14 protein-coding genes are annotated in these 15254 nt (G+C 71.3%); 13 read left to right on the top strand and 1 reads right to left on the bottom strand.

Annotated elements, in window-relative coordinates:
• Positions 1–256: 256 nt before the first annotated feature.
• The 13 genes from BRM1_RS07725 to BRM1_RS07665 all read left to right on the top strand — a co-directional run bounded on the left by BRM1_RS07725 (position 257) and on the right by BRM1_RS07665 (position 14267).
• Positions 257–934, top strand: a complete 678-nt coding sequence (locus BRM1_RS07725; RefSeq protein ID WP_268524984.1) for a hypothetical protein — start codon at positions 257–259, stop codon at positions 932–934.
• Positions 935–1174, top strand: coding sequence for a helix-turn-helix domain-containing protein (locus tag BRM1_RS07720; protein ID WP_442864201.1), 240 nt, complete (start codon positions 935–937; stop codon positions 1172–1174). It abuts the gene before it with no gap.
• A gap of 540 nt (positions 1175–1714) precedes the next feature.
• On the top strand, positions 1715–3016 hold the full coding sequence (locus BRM1_RS07715) for an aspartate kinase (protein WP_268524982.1): 1302 nt from the start codon (positions 1715–1717) through the stop codon (positions 3014–3016).
• A complete protein-coding gene (locus tag BRM1_RS07710) occupies positions 3013–4053 on the top strand; it encodes an aspartate-semialdehyde dehydrogenase (protein ID WP_160952663.1) in 1041 nt (346 codons plus the stop codon). The genes BRM1_RS07715 and BRM1_RS07710 overlap by 4 nt, the downstream gene beginning before the upstream one ends.
• Positions 4054–4668: 615 nt before the next feature.
• Positions 4669–5835: a metal ABC transporter solute-binding protein, Zn/Mn family gene (locus BRM1_RS07705; RefSeq protein WP_268524979.1), complete on the top strand. Its 1167-nt coding sequence runs from the start codon at positions 4669–4671 to the stop codon at positions 5833–5835.
• Between the two features lie 64 nt (positions 5836–5899).
• Positions 5900–6766: a metal ABC transporter ATP-binding protein gene (locus tag BRM1_RS07700; protein ID WP_160952664.1), complete on the top strand. Its 867-nt coding sequence runs from the start codon at positions 5900–5902 to the stop codon at positions 6764–6766.
• Between the two features lie 82 nt (positions 6767–6848).
• A complete protein-coding gene (locus BRM1_RS07695; protein ID WP_268524977.1) occupies positions 6849–7751 on the top strand; it encodes a metal ABC transporter permease in 903 nt (300 codons plus the stop codon).
• A gap of 34 nt (positions 7752–7785) precedes the next feature.
• Positions 7786–8706 (top strand): metallophosphoesterase, encoded by a 921-nt coding sequence (locus tag BRM1_RS07690; protein WP_268524975.1) that lies wholly within the window; start codon positions 7786–7788, stop codon positions 8704–8706.
• Positions 8707–9234: 528 nt separating this feature from the next.
• A complete protein-coding gene (locus BRM1_RS07685; protein WP_268524973.1) occupies positions 9235–11571 on the top strand; it encodes a transglycosylase domain-containing protein in 2337 nt (778 codons plus the stop codon).
• A gap of 53 nt (positions 11572–11624) precedes the next feature.
• Positions 11625–11780: a hypothetical protein gene (locus tag BRM1_RS07680; RefSeq protein ID WP_202410804.1), complete on the top strand. Its 156-nt coding sequence runs from the start codon at positions 11625–11627 to the stop codon at positions 11778–11780.
• A 1-nt stretch (position 11781) separates the two neighbouring features.
• Positions 11782–12252, top strand: a complete 471-nt coding sequence (locus BRM1_RS07675; RefSeq protein WP_160952668.1) for a RidA family protein — start codon at positions 11782–11784, stop codon at positions 12250–12252.
• 74 nt (positions 12253–12326) lie between these two features.
• Positions 12327–13268, top strand: a complete 942-nt coding sequence (locus BRM1_RS07670; protein ID WP_268524971.1) for a hypothetical protein — start codon at positions 12327–12329, stop codon at positions 13266–13268.
• Between the two features lie 249 nt (positions 13269–13517).
• Positions 13518–14267: an MBL fold metallo-hydrolase gene (locus tag BRM1_RS07665; protein ID WP_268524969.1), complete on the top strand. Its 750-nt coding sequence runs from the start codon at positions 13518–13520 to the stop codon at positions 14265–14267.
• Positions 14268–14533: 266 nt separating this feature from the next.
• Here BRM1_RS07665 and BRM1_RS07660 read toward each other — a convergent pair whose 3' ends face one another.
• Positions 14534–15211, bottom strand: a complete 678-nt coding sequence (locus BRM1_RS07660) for a Crp/Fnr family transcriptional regulator (RefSeq protein ID WP_160952671.1) — start codon at positions 15209–15211, stop codon at positions 14534–14536.
• Positions 15212–15254 lie beyond the last annotated feature (43 nt).

Below are 15254 nucleotides of genomic sequence, written 5' to 3'. Positions count from 1 at the left end.
GCCCGCGAATCGGCTCCGCGCAGCGCCTCGGCGCGCGAGCGGGGGTGATGCAGCCGATAGGCCCGCAAGAACCAGACGAACGAGCGCCTCCGCGGCGAGCCGACGTGATCCCGTGCCTCGCCGCGCGTCCTCCCTCCTCCTCAGCACCCAGACGCCCAACCCCTTGACTCCATATCGAAAGTCGATAAGACTATCGATAGTCGATATATCGACTATCGATACGCGTCGGGCGTGTCGAAGCCACGAGGAGGACGAGATGAGCCCGGAGAATCTGGCAGACAGCAGCGGCGCCGGCGAGCGGGGAGCCGCTCCCGGCGGACAGGGAAACGGCACCGCGGGCGGGTGTCCGCGCGCCGGCGGCCGCGGCGGACTCGAGATGTTCAGCCTGCTCGCCGTCGCCGCCCTGGTGGTCCATGCGGCGACCGGCCTCATCCGCGCGGTGACCTCGCACGAGCTCACCGTTGCCCTCGAGCGACCCGCCGGCGCCGCAGGGGGCATCTCCGGAGTCGAGGCCGCCCGCGCCGAGGGGGTGGTGACATTCGCCATCGGATTCGACCAACTGAGCGGCGCGTCGATCGCCACCGTGCTCGCCGCCCAGGCGTCCCTCCTCCTCGGAGGGCTCGTGGCCGGCTGGGCCGCGAGCCGGGCGATTGGCGCGATCGCAGCCGGCAGACCCCTGTCGGGCGGTGCCGCGCGCCGCGTGCTCACCGTCTTCTGGGCGACGGCCGCCACGGGGGCTGCGTACGGGCTGCTCCTCATGCTGGGCGGCAACCTCGTGACGCGCGATCTGGGGATCTTCGACCAGGGCTACGGCAACGGCGTCACCACCTGGGGGATCCTCGGCTGGATCGGCGTGCTGGGCCTCATCCAGGTGTTCTACCGGGCCCTGCGCCGCGGCGCGCAGGCCGAGGACGAGCTCGAAGGGGTGATCTGAGTGGGTGCCGGGGACGCACCGCTGAGCGTCGTCTGCCATCTCGACCGGCTCCTCGAGCGGCGCGGCATGACGCTCACCGAGCTCTCCGCGCAGGTGGGCGTCACCGTGGCCAACCTGTCGGTGCTGAAGAACAACCGGGCCAAGGCGATCCGCTACTCCACGCTGGCGGCCCTGTGCACGGCACTCGACTGCCGACCCGGTGACCTCTTCGACGTGGAGCCGGCCGCAGGTATTCCCTGAGGGGTGGCGGATCCCGTGCGGCGGGCCCGCCCACCACGCGCCCGAGGTGCGGGCCGGCAGACTCCGGCCCGCACCTCGGGCGCGTGGGAGACAGGCGCAGCCCGCCCACCGCGCTGGCGCGGTGGGGACAGGGATGCGGCGGCATGCCACCGCATGCCCCGCGGATGCGGCGGGGGAGACAGGCGGGGGTACCCATCACCCGGAGCCGGTGGGAGTCCGCACCTCGGGTGTGATGGGAGGCGGAGAGGGCGGCGGCATGCCGCCGCATGGCCCGCGGAGGAGGCGGGGAGACAGGCGCAGGTGCCCATCCACCCGTGGGCGGTGGGAGTCCGCGCCTCGGGCGCGGCGGTGAGCCACGGCAAGCCACTGCGGGCCGTGCGGAAGGAGCGGTGGTGCGCGAACCGCGAGCCCGCGACGGCACGCCGCCGCGAGGCCCCGGCCGGGCGGCCTTTAGACTGTGGCTGTGCGTCGGGACGCCCCGGCGCCGCCCGCGGCGCGCAGGCGCCCGGCGCGAGCACGCATCGTGGGAAAGCGAGCGCAGTGAGTCTAGTCGTCCAGAAGTTCGGCGGGTCCTCCGTCGCCGATGCCGCCTCCGTCAAGCGCGTCGCCAAGCGCATCGTCGAGTACCGCAAGACCGGGCACGACGTCGTCGTGGTCGTCTCCGCGATGGGCGACAGCACCGATGACCTCATCGACCTGGCGAAGGACGTCTCGCCCGTGCCGCCGGCGCGCGAGCTCGACATGCTCCTCACCGCCGGCGAGCGGATCTCCATGGCCGTCCTCGCCATGGCGATCGCGAACCTGGGGTTCCGCGCCCAGTCCTTCACCGGCTCCCAGGCCGGCGTCATCACCGACGAATCGCACGGCCGCGCGCGGATCATCGACGTCACTCCCGGGCGCATCCAGTCCGCCCTGGGCGAGGGCAACATCGCGATCGTCGCGGGCTTCCAGGGCGTCTCGCAGAACACGAAGAACATCACGACGCTGGGGCGCGGTGGCTCCGACACGACCGCGGTTGCGCTCGCCGCGGCCCTTGGGGCGGACGTGTGCGAGATATACACCGACGTCGACGGCGTCTTCACCGCGGACCCGCGGATCGTGCCCCCGGCCTCGCGCGTGCACAAGATCAGCTACGAGGAGATGCTGGAGATGGCGGCCTCCGGCGCCAAGATCCTCCACCTGCGCTCCGTCGAATACGCCCGCCGCTACGGCGTGCCGGTCCACGTGCGCTCGTCGTTCTCCCAGCACACGGGCACGTGGGTGACCGACGGCCCCATTCCCGCAGATTTCCGCACCACCGATGACAAGGACGACACGAGCATGGAACAGGCCATCATCTCCGGCGTCGCGCACGACCGCTCCGAGGCGAAGCTCACCGTGGTGGGCGTCCCCGACGTCCCCGGCAAGGCGGCCCGGATCTTCCAGGTGCTGTCCGGCCACGAGATCAACATCGACATGATCGTCCAGAACATCTCCACGCGCGACCCCGGCCGCACGGACATCTCCTTCACCCTGCCGATGGACGACGGTGCGAAGGCGATCGCCGGGCTCGAGGCGGCCAAGGAGGAGATCGGCTTCGACCATCTGCGCTACGACGACCAGATCGGCAAGCTCTCCGTCGTGGGCGCCGGCATGCGCTCGCACCCGGGCGTGACCGCGAACCTCTTCGACGCGCTGTCCAAGGCGCACATCAACATCGACATGATCTCCACCTCGGAGATCCGCATCAGCGTCGTCACCCGGGCCGAGCTGCTCGACGACGCAGTGCGCGCAGCCCATACCGCTTACGGCCTCGACAGCGACGAGTCCGAGGCGATCGTGTACGGAGGGACCGGACGATGAGCGGACTCAAAATCGGCGTCGTGGGGGCAACCGGCCAGGTGGGCCAGGTCATGCGCGACCTGCTCGCCGACGACCCCGGCTTCGACATCGAGCAGATCCGCTTCTTCGCCACCGCGCGATCTGCGGGCACCGAGCTCGACTTCAAGGGCCAGACAATCGTTGTCGAGGACACCGCCACCGCGGACCCGGCGGGCCTGGACGTCGCCCTGTTCTCCGCCGGCGGCGGCACCTCGCGCGAATACGCCCCGAAGTTCGCCGCGGCGGGCGTCACCGTCGTCGACAACTCCTCGGCCTGGCGCAGCGATCCGGAGGTCCCCCTTGTCGTCAGCGAGGTCAACCCGGACGCCCTCGACTCGATCCCCAAGGGCATCATCGCGAACCCCAACTGCACGACGATGGCCGCGATGCCCGTCCTCAAGCCGCTCGACGATGCTGCGGGCCTTGAGCGCCTCATGGTGAGCACGTACCAGGCCGTCTCCGGCTCCGGCATCAAGGGCGTCGACGAGCTCTACGGGCAGGCCAACACCGCCGCGCCCACGTCGAAGTCGCTGGTGCGCGACGGCTCCGCCGTGGCGTTCCCGCAGCCCCAGGTCTACACGGACCCCATCGCCTTCAACGTCCTGCCGCTGGCCGGCAGCCTCGTGGACGACGGGGAAGGCGAGACCGACGAGGAGAAGAAGCTGCGCAACGAGAGCCGCAAGATCCTGGGCCACCCGGATCTGCTCGTGGCGGGCACCTGCGTGCGCGTTCCCGTCTACTCCGGCCACTCGCTGTCCATCCACGCCGAGTTCGCCGACGAGATCACTGCGGACACCGCCGCCGAGGTGCTTGCCCAGGCCCCGGGCGTCGAGCTCGTCGATGTGCCCACCCCGCTCAAGGCTGCCGGGCGCAACCCGAGCCTCGTGGGGCGCATTCGCTCGGATCAGTCCGCGCCGGCAGGTCGGGGTCTCGTGCTCTTCGTCAGCAACGACAACCTGCGCAAGGGCGCGGCGCTCAACACGGTCCAGATCGCGAAGCTCCTGGCCGACCGCCGCTGAGACGGCGCGGGGGCGCGGTCGCGCGGGGCCCGGGCCGCTATTGGTGAGTGGTCGATGTCGTTCGGTTGCGCCGCCGCATGCCGTAGGAAAGTGACCTTTCGGCCGTTGGACTGCGAAGTTCGCGGGGCGCGGGGATTCGGGCCACCGGTGAGTGGTCGTTCCCGTTCGGTTGTGTCGGCGCTGACCGTACGAGGGTGACCTCTCAGCGTCGTGGCCACGGGATCAGTGCGGACCGGTTCGGCGTGGTCCGACCCGCAGCGGAGCGTGGCCGTTGGCGGGTGGCGCTTTCAGCGTCGTGGCAACCCGCTCGGAGCGGGGCGGGCGGGTTTGGTGTGGCCCGGTGCTGTGCAGTCCGGTGCGGTGCGGTGCAGCGCGGTCCGGGTCGGGGGGTGCCGGACGGCGCTTGGCGGTGAGCCGGCGGGGGCAGCCAGCGCCGCGAGTTTCCGGGCGGGGCCGTGTCCTCGCGCTATGCGCGCATGTGCATATAACCATTAGTGCACTCGGAAACCGCCGCGTAGCGTGCCTGCCAACGGCGGTCGGGCGGGCCTGGACTGGCCCGCCGCGGCCGATGGATGAAGCACCGGTGGGCGAGCGCGCCTCGGGCGCCGGAATACGATGAGCAGAGTGGGAGACGTGGCGATGATGCAGGGGCCGAGGGGACGGATGCGCAGCCTGGGGGCCGGAGCGGTCGCACTGGCGACTGCGGCGGTGCTGGCGGGCTGCGGCAGCGGCGGTGGAGCCGACTCCAACAGTGGGAAGCCGCGCGTGGTGACGTCGACGAACGTGTATGCCGACATCGCCTCGCAGATCGCCGGGGACAGGGCGGACGTCGAGGCGATCATCGACGACCCGAACAAGGACCCGCACGACTACGAGGCGAGCACGGCCGATCAGCTCAAGGTGTCCAAGGCCAGCATCGTCGTGGAGAACGGCGGCGGCTACGACTCGTTCATGGACTCGATGATGAAGTCTGCGGACTCCCATCCCGCCGTTGTGGACGCCGTGGCGGTCTCCGGCCTGCCGGGGGCCGAGGACGCCGCCGGCGATCACGACCACGACCATGGGGCGGAGGAGTCGCAGGGCGCCGCGGGAACGGAGAGCGCAGCCGCCGGTGACGAACACGACGAGGATCACGATGCCGACCACGCCGATCACGCGGACGACGAGCACGCGCACTCCGACCATGCCGAGGAGTCCAGCGAGGCCGAGGAATCCGGTGAGCACGACGCCCACGAGGGCCACGACCACGGCGAGTTCAACGAACACGTCTGGTACTCCGTGCCCACGATGATCAAGGTCGCGCACGCGATTGAGGACGAGCTCAAGGACAAGGCGCCGAATGACGCGCAGGCCTTCGAGGACAACACCTCCGCGCTCGTCAAGAAGCTCGACGGGCTCAACGACTCGATCGCGCAGGTGAAGAAGACGGCCCAGGGCAAGAAGGCCTCGGCCACGGAGCCTGTGCCGCTGTGGCTGTTCTCCGACATGGGGCTGGAGACGATCACCCCGGAGGAATTCCTCGAGGCGGTGGAGGAGGGCTCGGACGTGCCCCCGCTCGTGCTCAAGAAGGCCCAGCGGCAGATCTCGGACGGGCAGGTTGTCATACTGGGCTACAACACCCAGGCGACGAACACCCAGGCCGAACAGCTGAAGAAGTCCGCCGATGCGGCGGGCGTGGGCGTCGTCGACCTCACGGAGACGATGCCGCAGGGCGCGCACTACGACGAGTGGATGGGCGGGCGCATCGACGACATCGCGCAGAAGCTCGGGGCCGCGAAATAGGCCGAGCCGTGAGCCGCCGCATCACCACCGACCGCGGCAGCACCGCCAGCCACCGCACCACCGTATGACACACCGCACCGTTCGGAGAGGACCCGCCACGCACACCCATCCCGCCCCCGGCTCCGCCCCCGAGCCCATTCTGCGCATCCACGATGCGCAGCTGCGGTTCGGCCGGCGCGTCGTGTGGCACGGGCTCGACCTGGACGTGAGCCCCGGTGAGTTCATCGCCGTCCTGGGGCCCAACGGCTCCGGCAAGACGTCCCTGCTCAAAGTGCTGCTGGGCCAGAACCGGCTGCACTCGGGCAGCGCGGAGATCGCCGGGCACCCCGTGCGCAGCGGCAGCCGCGCCGTGGGCTACGTCCCCCAGCAGCGCGGCGTCGACCCGCAGACCCCGCTGCGCGCCCGCGACCTGGTGCGCCTGGGCATCGACGGGGACCGCTGGGGCCTGGGACTGCCCAGCCGGAAGATCACCGCGCAGGTCGATCGCCTGCTGGCCAGCGTGGGCGCGCTCGACTACGCGGATGCCCCGGTGGGCACCCTGTCCGGCGGCGAGCTACAGCGCCTGCGCCTGGCCCAGGCACTCGCCTCGGACCCGCGGGTGCTGCTGTGCGACGAGCCGCTGCTCAGCCTCGACATCACCCACCAGCACCTCGTGGCGAGGCTGCTCGACGAGCAGCGCCGCGAGCGCGACACCGCCATCCTCTTCGTCACACACGAGATCAACCCGATCCTGCCCTACGTCGATCGGGTCCTCTACATCGTGGGCGGGCACTTCCTCGTGGGGTGCCCGCACGAGGTCATCACGACCGCGGCCCTCACCCGGCTCTACGGCTACCCCGTGGAGGTCGTCGAGGCCGCGGGCCGCCTGCTCATCGTGGGCGGCGACGACGAGGGCGCGCACCACCCCGCGCAGGACGGAAGCGCCGCATGAGCGAGCAGGGCTCGACACAGGGCAAGCGCCCCGCACAGGGCAAGCACCCCGCCCATGGGATTCGCCGCGCGAGGGGGCAGGCATGAGCGAGCTGGGCGAGCTGTTCACGTTCGAGGACTACGGGGAGCTCCTGGGGCTCGTGGCCAACTCGATCCTCGCCGCCGCGCTGTTGGGCGTGGTGGGCGGCCTCGTCAGCGTCTTCGTCGTGGCGCGCGACATCCCCTTCGCCGTCCACGGCGTCTCCGAGCTCTCCTTCGCCGGTGCGGGCTTCGCCCTCCTCGTGGGCTGGGACGTCGTCACCGGGTCGATCGTGGGCTCGCTCATCGCGGCGCTCATCATCGGCCTGGGCGGCACGAAGGCCGGCCAGCGCAATGCCATCACCGGCGTCCTCATGCCGTTCGGCCTGGGCCTGGGCATCCTCTTCCTCGCGCTCTACGACGGTCGGGCGGCCAATAAGTTCGGCCTGCTCACCGGCCAGATCGTGGCGATCACGCCGGCGCAGCTGCGCCTGCTCGTCGTCTGCGCGGTCATCGTGCTCGCCGCGCTCGCCGTCATGTGGCGCCCGCTCATGTTCGCCAGCGTGGACGGCGAGGTCGCCCGCGCCCGAGGCGTGCCCGTGGGCGCGCTGTCCATCGCCTTCATGCTGGTGCTGGGGCTCGCCGTGGCCCTGTCCGTGCAGGTGGTGGGGGTGCTCCTGGTGCTCGCGCTGCTCGTGACGCCGGCCGCGGCGGCCTCCCAGGTCTCCGCGAATCCGTTCGTCGTCCCGGTGCTCTCCGTGGTCTTCGCCACCGTGTCCTCCGTGGGCGGCATCCTCATCGCCCTGGGTTCGCCAATCGTGCCGATCAGCCCCTTCGTCACGACGATCAGCTTCGCGATCTACCTGGTGTGCCGGGCGTGGGGTGCGCGGCGGATGCGGCGGCTGGGCCGCCAGCGCAGTCGCCGCGAGGCCACCCTGGACCGGCATCCGTCGCTGCGCGCGAGCTGAGCCCGGCGGCCCGCTGCGCATGTAGCCTGGGCGGATGACCGCTGCGAGGCCCTCGTCCCATCCCGCCCTGCGCCCTGCGCTCACCGCTGCGGGCGGCCTCGCCGCCGCCGGTGCCGCCGCTGGCGTGTGGGGCGCCGGCATCGAACCGCACCTGTTCACCGTCCGCCGCTTCGAGCTGCCCCTGCTGCCGGCCGGCCATCGCGACATCCGCGTCCTCCACGTCTCCGACCTCCACCTGGCGGCGTGGCAGCGCCACAAGATGGCCTGGGTTGCGCGGCTCAGGCGCCTCGAACCGGACTTCATCGTCAACACGGGCGACAACTTCGGGGGCCAGACCCTGCCGCAGGTGCTCCGGACCTTCGACGGCCTGCTCGACGTGCCCGGTGCCTTCGTGCTCGGATCGAACGACTACTACGGGCCGAGGTTCAAGAACCCGCTGCGCTACCTGACGAAGCCCTCGGAGGGCAGCAGCGGGCACGGGCGGCCCAACCTGCCGACGGCGCAGCTCGTGGCGGTGTTCGAGGACCGCGGGTGGGCGCGCCTGGACAACCGCAGCGCGCGGGTGAGCATCAACGGCACCCGGATCTCCCTGGCCGGACTGGGCGATGCCCACATCGGCCTCGATCGCCCCGGTCCGGCCGGCCCGGAGTTCGATCCCGCCGCCGAGCTGCGCCTGGGCGTCACCCACGCCCCCTACACGCGGGCGCTCGACCCGCTCGTCGACGCCGGCGCGCAGGCGCTGTTCGCCGGGCACACCCATGGCGGCCAGATCCGCATCCCGTTCTGGGGCGCCCCCGTGACGAACTGCGACCTGCCCCGCGACCAGGCGCGCGGGCTCGTGGACTACCGCGGCGTGCCGCTCGAGATCTCTGCGGGCCTGGGCTTCTCCGTCTTCGCCCCCGTGCGCTTCGCCAGCCCGCCCGAGGTCTCGCTCGTCACACTCACGGCCCCCTGAACCGCTTGGGCCCAGCCCGTCGAGCGGTCACGCCCCGCGTGCGGCCCGCCGGTATGCCCCCGCACGCGGGTTCGGCCCAGCCCCCCGCGCCCGAGGTGCGGGCCGCCCTGGGCAGGACCCCACCTCGGGCGCGGGCAGGGCAGCGGGCAGCACCGGCGCCCGGGCCCGCTGAGCCGCCCTGCGCCCAGCCTGCCGAGCCGCCGGGAAACCTCCTGCCGAGCCGTCGAGGGATCTCCTGCCGAGTCGCCTGGGGCACCGCCGGTGAGCACCCTGCGATGCACTCGGTGCTGTTGGCAGCCCCGTACTCGTGCTCGCCCCTCTCCACACGCCCGAGGCGCGGGTCGCAGGGTCGCGGCCCGCACCTGGGGCGCGGGGCCGGGGAACGCCGGGAGGGCAGGACGCGACGCGCCGGGCGCGGACCCGGGCGGAGGACGCGGATGCGGCGCTGAGCTGGGCGCTTGCCCTCCCTGGACGCGCCCTGGAAGCGGACTGCGGGCCCCGGCTTGGGCCCTTCAGTAGAATCGCCCCATGGTGTCTTCTGTCTCCGATGACCAGCCGACCGGTGTCAAGGCCTGGCTGCACTTCGTCGCCCTGAGCGTCGTGGCCGGCATTGTGGCCGCGGGCCTCGCAATCCCCGCGATGGGCGCCGCCTCTGTGGGCGCCGAGAACGCGGTGGGCGTGTTCAACTCGCTGCCGGCCGAGCTCGAGGAGCGGCCGCTGGCCCAGCAGTCGAAGATGCTCGCCTCTGACGGCTCGACGATCGCCACGTTCTACTGGCAGAACCGCAAGGAGGTGGGGATCGACAAGATCTCCCAGCCCATGCAGAACGCCACCGTGGCCGTCGAGGACTACCGGTTCTTCGAGCACGGCGGCGTGGACCTCCAGGGCATCGGCCGCGCGGTGCTGCACAACCTCGTCTCCGGCAACAAGCAGGGCGGTTCGACGCTGACCCAGCAGTACGTGAAGAACGTGCTGGCGGAGAACGCGCACGCCCAGGACGATGTGGCGGGCGTGGGCGCGGCCAAGGAGTCCGAGGGCACAGCGGGCTACGCCCGCAAGCTGCGCGAGGCGAAGCTGGCCGTGGCGGTGGAGAAGAAGTACCCCAAGAAAGAGATCCTCAACCGCTACATGAACATCAACAACTACTCGGGCTCGCCCAACGTCTACGGCGTCGAGGCGGCGGCCCAGCACTACTGGGGGATCCCCGCCTCGAAGATCAACGTCGCCCAGGCCGCCACCCTGGCGGGCATCGTGAAGAACCCCAGCGCCTACAACCCGGAGCGCAACGAGAAGCTCACCCTCGAGCGGCGCAACGTCGTCCTGGGCCTCATGCTCCAGCACGGCAAGATCGACCAGAAGCAGTACGACGCGGCGAAGAAGACGGGCCTGGGTCTCAAGATCCACAAGACGCCCAACGGCTGCTCCGACGCCGGCATCGACGGCTACTTCTGCGACTACGTCCAGAGCGTCATCCGCACCGACCCCGCCTTCGGCAAGTCCGAGGAGGAGCGCAAAACGCTCCTGCAGCGCGGTGGCCTCATCGTCAAGACGAGCCTGAACCCCAAGATCCAGAAGATCGCGGACAAGGCCGTGAAGAACCGGGTGCCCGTGGGCGACCCGTCGGGCGCGGGCCACTCCGCCGTCACGGTCGAGCCGGGCAGCGGCAAGGTCATCGCGATGGTGCAGAACCGCAAGTACTCGGTGACCGAGGGCAAGAAGAACGTCGACACCCAGCTCAACTACAACGTCGACCGCGCCCACAACGGCGCCAGCGGATTCCAGGTGGGCTCCACGTGGAAGCCGTTCGTGCTCGCCCAGTGGCTGAAGTCCGACCGCAAGCTCATGAGCACCGTCAACGCCTCGAAGCGGGAGTTCCCCGCCAGTTCGTGGAAGTACGAGGGCTGTCCCAACATGTCGGCCAACTGGTCGCCGAACAACGCGGGCGACGGTGAGGCGAGTTCGTCGATGACCGCGCTGGCCGCCACGAAGCAGTCGGTGAACACGGCGTTCGCCGCCATGGGCAACCAGCTCAACATGTGCGATATCGCCGGCACCGCCTCGGACCTGGGCGTGAAGTACGGCAGCGACCACCCGCTGGACTACGCGTTCAAGTACAAGCAGAAGGACGGCTCGACCTACGAGTCGCGCCCCGCGCTGGGCCCGTCGTCCATCCTGGGTGCGGCCGAGGTCGCCCCCATCGACATGGCCAGCGCGTTCGCGACGTTCGCCTCCGGCGGCACGTACTGCAAGCCCACCCCCATCGTGGAGATCACGCACCAGGAGAACGGCAAGAAGGTCGACATCCCCTCGGCCGACTGCAAGCGCGCACTCGACAAGGACGTGGCCAAGGGCGTGGCCTACGCGCTCACCCAGACGTTCAACGGCGGCACGACGAGCGGCCTGAGCATCGGCGTGCCCGCCGGCGCCAAGACCGGCACGACGAACTTCGAGGTGGGCTCCACGTGGCTCTCCGGTTTCACGAAGAAGCTCGCCACCTCCGTGTGGACCGGCGACCCCCGCGGTGTGCGCGACTGGCGCAAGAACGGCAAGGGCAAGGTCCAGGGCCGCATCTACGGCGCCACGATCTCCGGCAAGACCTGGCAGGCGATCATGAGCAAGGCCGTCAAGCACACCAAGGGCAACACCGGCTTCGCGTTCCCCTCGGCCGTCTACGGCGGCGGGGGCGGAGGCGGCAGCTCCTCCTCCAGCGGCTCGTACCGCCGCAGCGGCGGTGGGGGCGGCGGCTCCAACAACGGCGGCGGAGGCGGGGGCTCCAACAACGGCGGCGGCGGAGGCGGCGGCTCGAACAACGGCGGCGGCGGTGGCGGCGGCGACAACGGCGGCGAGGCGGGCCTGGGCGGCTGAGCCGCGCTGCGGTACGGTTCGCAGGAGACACCCGACGAGCGAAAGGACCGCCCATGCAGAAGTGGGAGTATGTCACCGTGCCCCTCATCGTCCACGCGACGAAGCAGATCCTCGACCAGTGGGGCGACGAGGGCTATGAGCTCGTCCAGGTGATCCCCGGCCCGGACAACAACGGGCTGGTCGCCTACCTCAAACGGCCCAAGGAGTGACATGACGCGCATCGAACAGGCACTGAGCCAGCAGGGCATCGAACTGCCCGAGACCGCCGCCCCCGTGGGCGCCTACGTCCCCGCCCTGCGCGTGGGGGAATTCATCTACACCTCCGGGCAGCTGCCCTTCGTCGACGGCCAGCTCGTGACGATCGGCCTGCTGGGCGACGAGGTGGACGTGGAGGGCGGCTACGACGCCGCGCGCACGGCCGCCATGAACGCGCTGGCCGCGGTCCGCTCGCTCACCGGTGACCTCGACCTCATCGAGCAGATCGTCAAGGTCACGGGCTTCGTGGCCTCGACGCCCTCGTTCACGGACCAGCCCAAGGTCATCAACGGCGCGTCCGAGTTCTTCGGCGAATTCTTCGGCAAGCGCGGCGAGCACGCCCGCTCCGCCGTGGGGGTGGCCGCGCTGCCCATGGGCTCGCCCGTGGAGATCGAGCTCATCGTCAAGGTCCGCTCGGACATCTGAGGCGCGGAGGCAACCGGGTGCGGCGCGGCCAGAGCCTGCGCTACGGGCGCGGTCCGCACGGGCGGGAGCTGCCCGTGTCGGACTCGCTCACACGCCTGCTCGAGCTGTTCGCCTCCGGCGACCGCCCGCCCAACCCCTCGCAGCCCATCTCCGCCTCCGGCGTCGTGTTGCTGCGCGACACCCCGGCCGGCATCCAGGTCTTCGTCACCCGCCAGTCCGACGCCCCGGGCATCGAGGACCGCAACCGGTGGTCGTTCCCCTTCGGCGAGATCAGCCCGGCGGATGCCCGTCGGCTTCCCATGGCGGGCTGGTCCGCGGAGAAGTGCGCGCGCACGCTGCGCATGGACAACACCACCCGCGCCATCGCGCACTATGCGGCCGCTGCGCGCGTGGCGCTGGAGAACCTGGGCATCGTCTTCGCCTGCGATGCCGAGGGCCGGCTCGTCTCCGAGTCCGACCTGCCGCTGCTCGACCAGACGCGCAGAAAGCTCTTTGCCCGCGAGGTCCGCCTGCCGCAGGCGCTGGACTACCGCGACCTCGCCATGCGGCCCGACCTGCTGCGGCCGTGGCTGCGCTGGATCAACACGCCCTGGCAGCTGCGCCGCTACGACCTCGTGTTCTTCGTGGCCGCCGTGCCCGCCGGCCAGGTCGTGGACTTCCGCTCGCCCAACGATTCGTGGGGCGGCTGGATGCTGCCGGCCGAGGTGCTGGGCTCCGCCGGGGACACCGCCGACCATATCTCCGCCTCCGCGCGGCTGCTGTGCGAGTCGATCGCCGAACTGCCCTCCGTGGGCGCCGCGATGGCCAAGATCCGCGACATCCGGCCGCTCGAGCCGGACGTGGTGCGCCACGACGGGCAGTGGTGGCTCAGCCTCGACCACCGGGCGGATCCCTCCGAGCGCGGCAGGCTGCGCGACGAGGAGCTGCTGAGCGCGGGGGCCGACGAGGTCGAGGCGAAGCCGCTCATGGCCGGCGACAGCTTCGAGCCCCTCGGCGTCGCGGAGGAGAGCCAGTGACTGCCGGTTCGTGCGAGGCAGTGGGCCGCCCCTCGTCACCGGCCCGAGGTGCGGTGCGGCCAGGTGCCACTGGGTGGTTCCGAGGCGCGGTGGGCCCGGCTGCCCCGTGGCGCCGGAGCCTGCGGGCTCGAGGCGCGTCGGCCCGGGTTGCCCCGGAGCGGCCCAGTTCGCGGCCCGGCTTGACGTGGTGCCGGCTCTGGCGCTGGCAATGCGCCCCCGCCCGTCCGTCCCAGAGCGAAGGAGCTCCCCATGCGCGTGCGCGCTGACAATCCGTCCCCCATGACCCTCGAGGGCACGAACACGTTCGTGCTCCACTCCGCGGACGGCGCCTCGGCCCTGCTCATCGATCCGGGCCCGGAGCTGCCCGCCCACCGCGCCGCCTTCCTGGCCGCGGTGGACGACCGGGAGCTTGTGGGCATCGTCCTCACCCACCGGCACGCCGATCACTCGGAGGCGCTCGCGACGGCCGACGAGTGGGCCCCCGGGGTGCCGGTGCACGCGGTGCTGCCGGAATTCGCGCGCCGTGCCGACACGCTGGTGGACGGGCAGCGGATCCGCTTCGGCGCCTCGGCGGCGGATGAGGTGGAGACCATCGCGACGCCTGGGCACACCTCGGACAGCATCAGCGTGCTCCACGGGCGCACGCTCTACTCAGGCGATACCGTCCTGGGTCGGGGCACCACCGTCGTGACGCACCCGGAGGGGTCGATCGCGGACTACCTGGCGAGCATCGAGCGCCTGCAGGGCTTCGTGGCGCAGGGGCGCATCGAGGTGATCGAGCCGGCGCACGGGCCCGTCGTCGAGGACCCGGGGGCGGTGCTCGCCCACTACCTGCAGCACCGGCGCGAGCGCCTGGAGCAGGTGCAGGCCGCCGTGGATGCCGGGGCGGACACGCCCGCCCAGGTCGCCGATGTCGTCTACGCCGAGGTGCCGGCGAACCTGCGCGGCGCGGTCGAGCAGATCGTGGCTGCGCAGCTGGAGTACCTGCGCCGGGGCTGACCGGTGGGCGCGGTTGCCGGCAGCCGGGTGGCGGGCGACGGGTGGCGGGCGGTGGGCCGCCGTCGCTGGTGGGCGGACGCGTGCCCGTGAACCAGCGAGAGGTCGTTCCCGTTCGCTTCCTCAGGCGAAAAGCGAACGGGAACGACCTCTCAGTGCGGGCGGGCCCGTGGGGGGCGCCCCAGCGCGGGCGGCCCCGGGCGGGCACCCGCGGCGTCGCTCAGGGCGCGCGGTCCGCGGGGGAGCGACGCCCAGTGCGGGCGCGGCTCTCAGTGGGCGCGGTGCTGCAGGCGCTCCAGGTCGAGGATGACGACGGAGCGGGCCTCGAGGCGGATCCAGCCGCGGGCGGCGAAGTCCGCCAGCGCCTTGTTCACCGTCTCGCGCGAGGCGCCCACGAGCTGGGCGAGCTCCTCCTGCGTGAGGTCGTGGGGCACGAGGACGCCGTCCGGGGCGGGCTTGCCGAAGCGCTCCTTGAGGTCGATGAGCGCCTTCGCCACGCGGCCGGGGACATCGGAGAACACGAGGTCGCCCACCGTCTCGTTCGTGCGGCGCAGGCGCAGGGCAAGCGCCTTGAGGAGGTTCATGGCCGCCTGCGGGCGGTCCTTGAGCCACGTGGTGAGGTCCTCGTGGCGCAGGCTGAGCAGCTCCGTCTGCGACACGGCGGTGACAGTGGAGGAGCGGGGGCCCGGATCGAAGAGCGCCAGCTCGCCGATGATCTCGCCGGGGCCCACCACGGAGAGCAGGGACTCGCGGCCGTCGACGGACTCGCGGCCCACCTTGAGCTTGCCGGTGGAGACGATGTAGAGCTCATCGCCGCTGTCGCCCTCGTGGAACAGGGCGGTGCCGCGGCGCAGGCTGCGCGGCTTCATGAACTTCAGCAGCGCACTCGTCGCCTCATCGTCCAGACCGGCGAATAGGGTGGCGTTGCGCACCACTTCGATGTCCACGGATACCTCCTGATTGCGATGACGGTCACTTCAATCTACCCTC

It is taken from the genome of Brevibacterium sp. BRM-1, from assembly GCF_026802075.1.
Taxonomy (GTDB): domain Bacteria; phylum Actinomycetota; class Actinomycetes; order Actinomycetales; family Brevibacteriaceae; genus Brevibacterium; species Brevibacterium rongguiense.
The sequence above is the reverse complement of the archived record's forward strand: the minus strand, read 5'-3'. Positions and strand labels throughout refer to the sequence as shown.

Bases quoted from the DNA above. Each gene is read 5' to 3' on its own strand.
- BRM1_RS07665 (WP_268524969.1), top strand. From the start codon at position 13,518: ATGCGCGTGCGCGCTGACAATCCGTCCCCCATGACCCTCGAGGGCACG.
- BRM1_RS07680 (WP_202410804.1), top strand. From the start codon at position 11,625: ATGCAGAAGTGGGAGTATGTCACCGTGCCCCTCATCGTCCACGCGACG.
- BRM1_RS07690 (WP_268524975.1), top strand. From the start codon at position 7,786: ATGACCGCTGCGAGGCCCTCGTCCCATCCCGCCCTGCGCCCTGCGCTC.
- BRM1_RS07675 (WP_160952668.1), top strand. From the start codon at position 11,782: ATGACGCGCATCGAACAGGCACTGAGCCAGCAGGGCATCGAACTGCCC.
- BRM1_RS07700 (WP_160952664.1), top strand. From the start codon at position 5,900: ATGACACACCGCACCGTTCGGAGAGGACCCGCCACGCACACCCATCCC.
- BRM1_RS07710 (WP_160952663.1), top strand. From the start codon at position 3,013: ATGAGCGGACTCAAAATCGGCGTCGTGGGGGCAACCGGCCAGGTGGGC.
- BRM1_RS07725 (WP_268524984.1), top strand. From the start codon at position 257: ATGAGCCCGGAGAATCTGGCAGACAGCAGCGGCGCCGGCGAGCGGGGA.
- BRM1_RS07705 (WP_268524979.1), top strand. From the start codon at position 4,669: ATGAGCAGAGTGGGAGACGTGGCGATGATGCAGGGGCCGAGGGGACGG.
- BRM1_RS07695 (WP_268524977.1), top strand. From the start codon at position 6,849: ATGAGCGAGCTGGGCGAGCTGTTCACGTTCGAGGACTACGGGGAGCTC.
- BRM1_RS07685 (WP_268524973.1), top strand. From the start codon at position 9,235: ATGGTGTCTTCTGTCTCCGATGACCAGCCGACCGGTGTCAAGGCCTGG.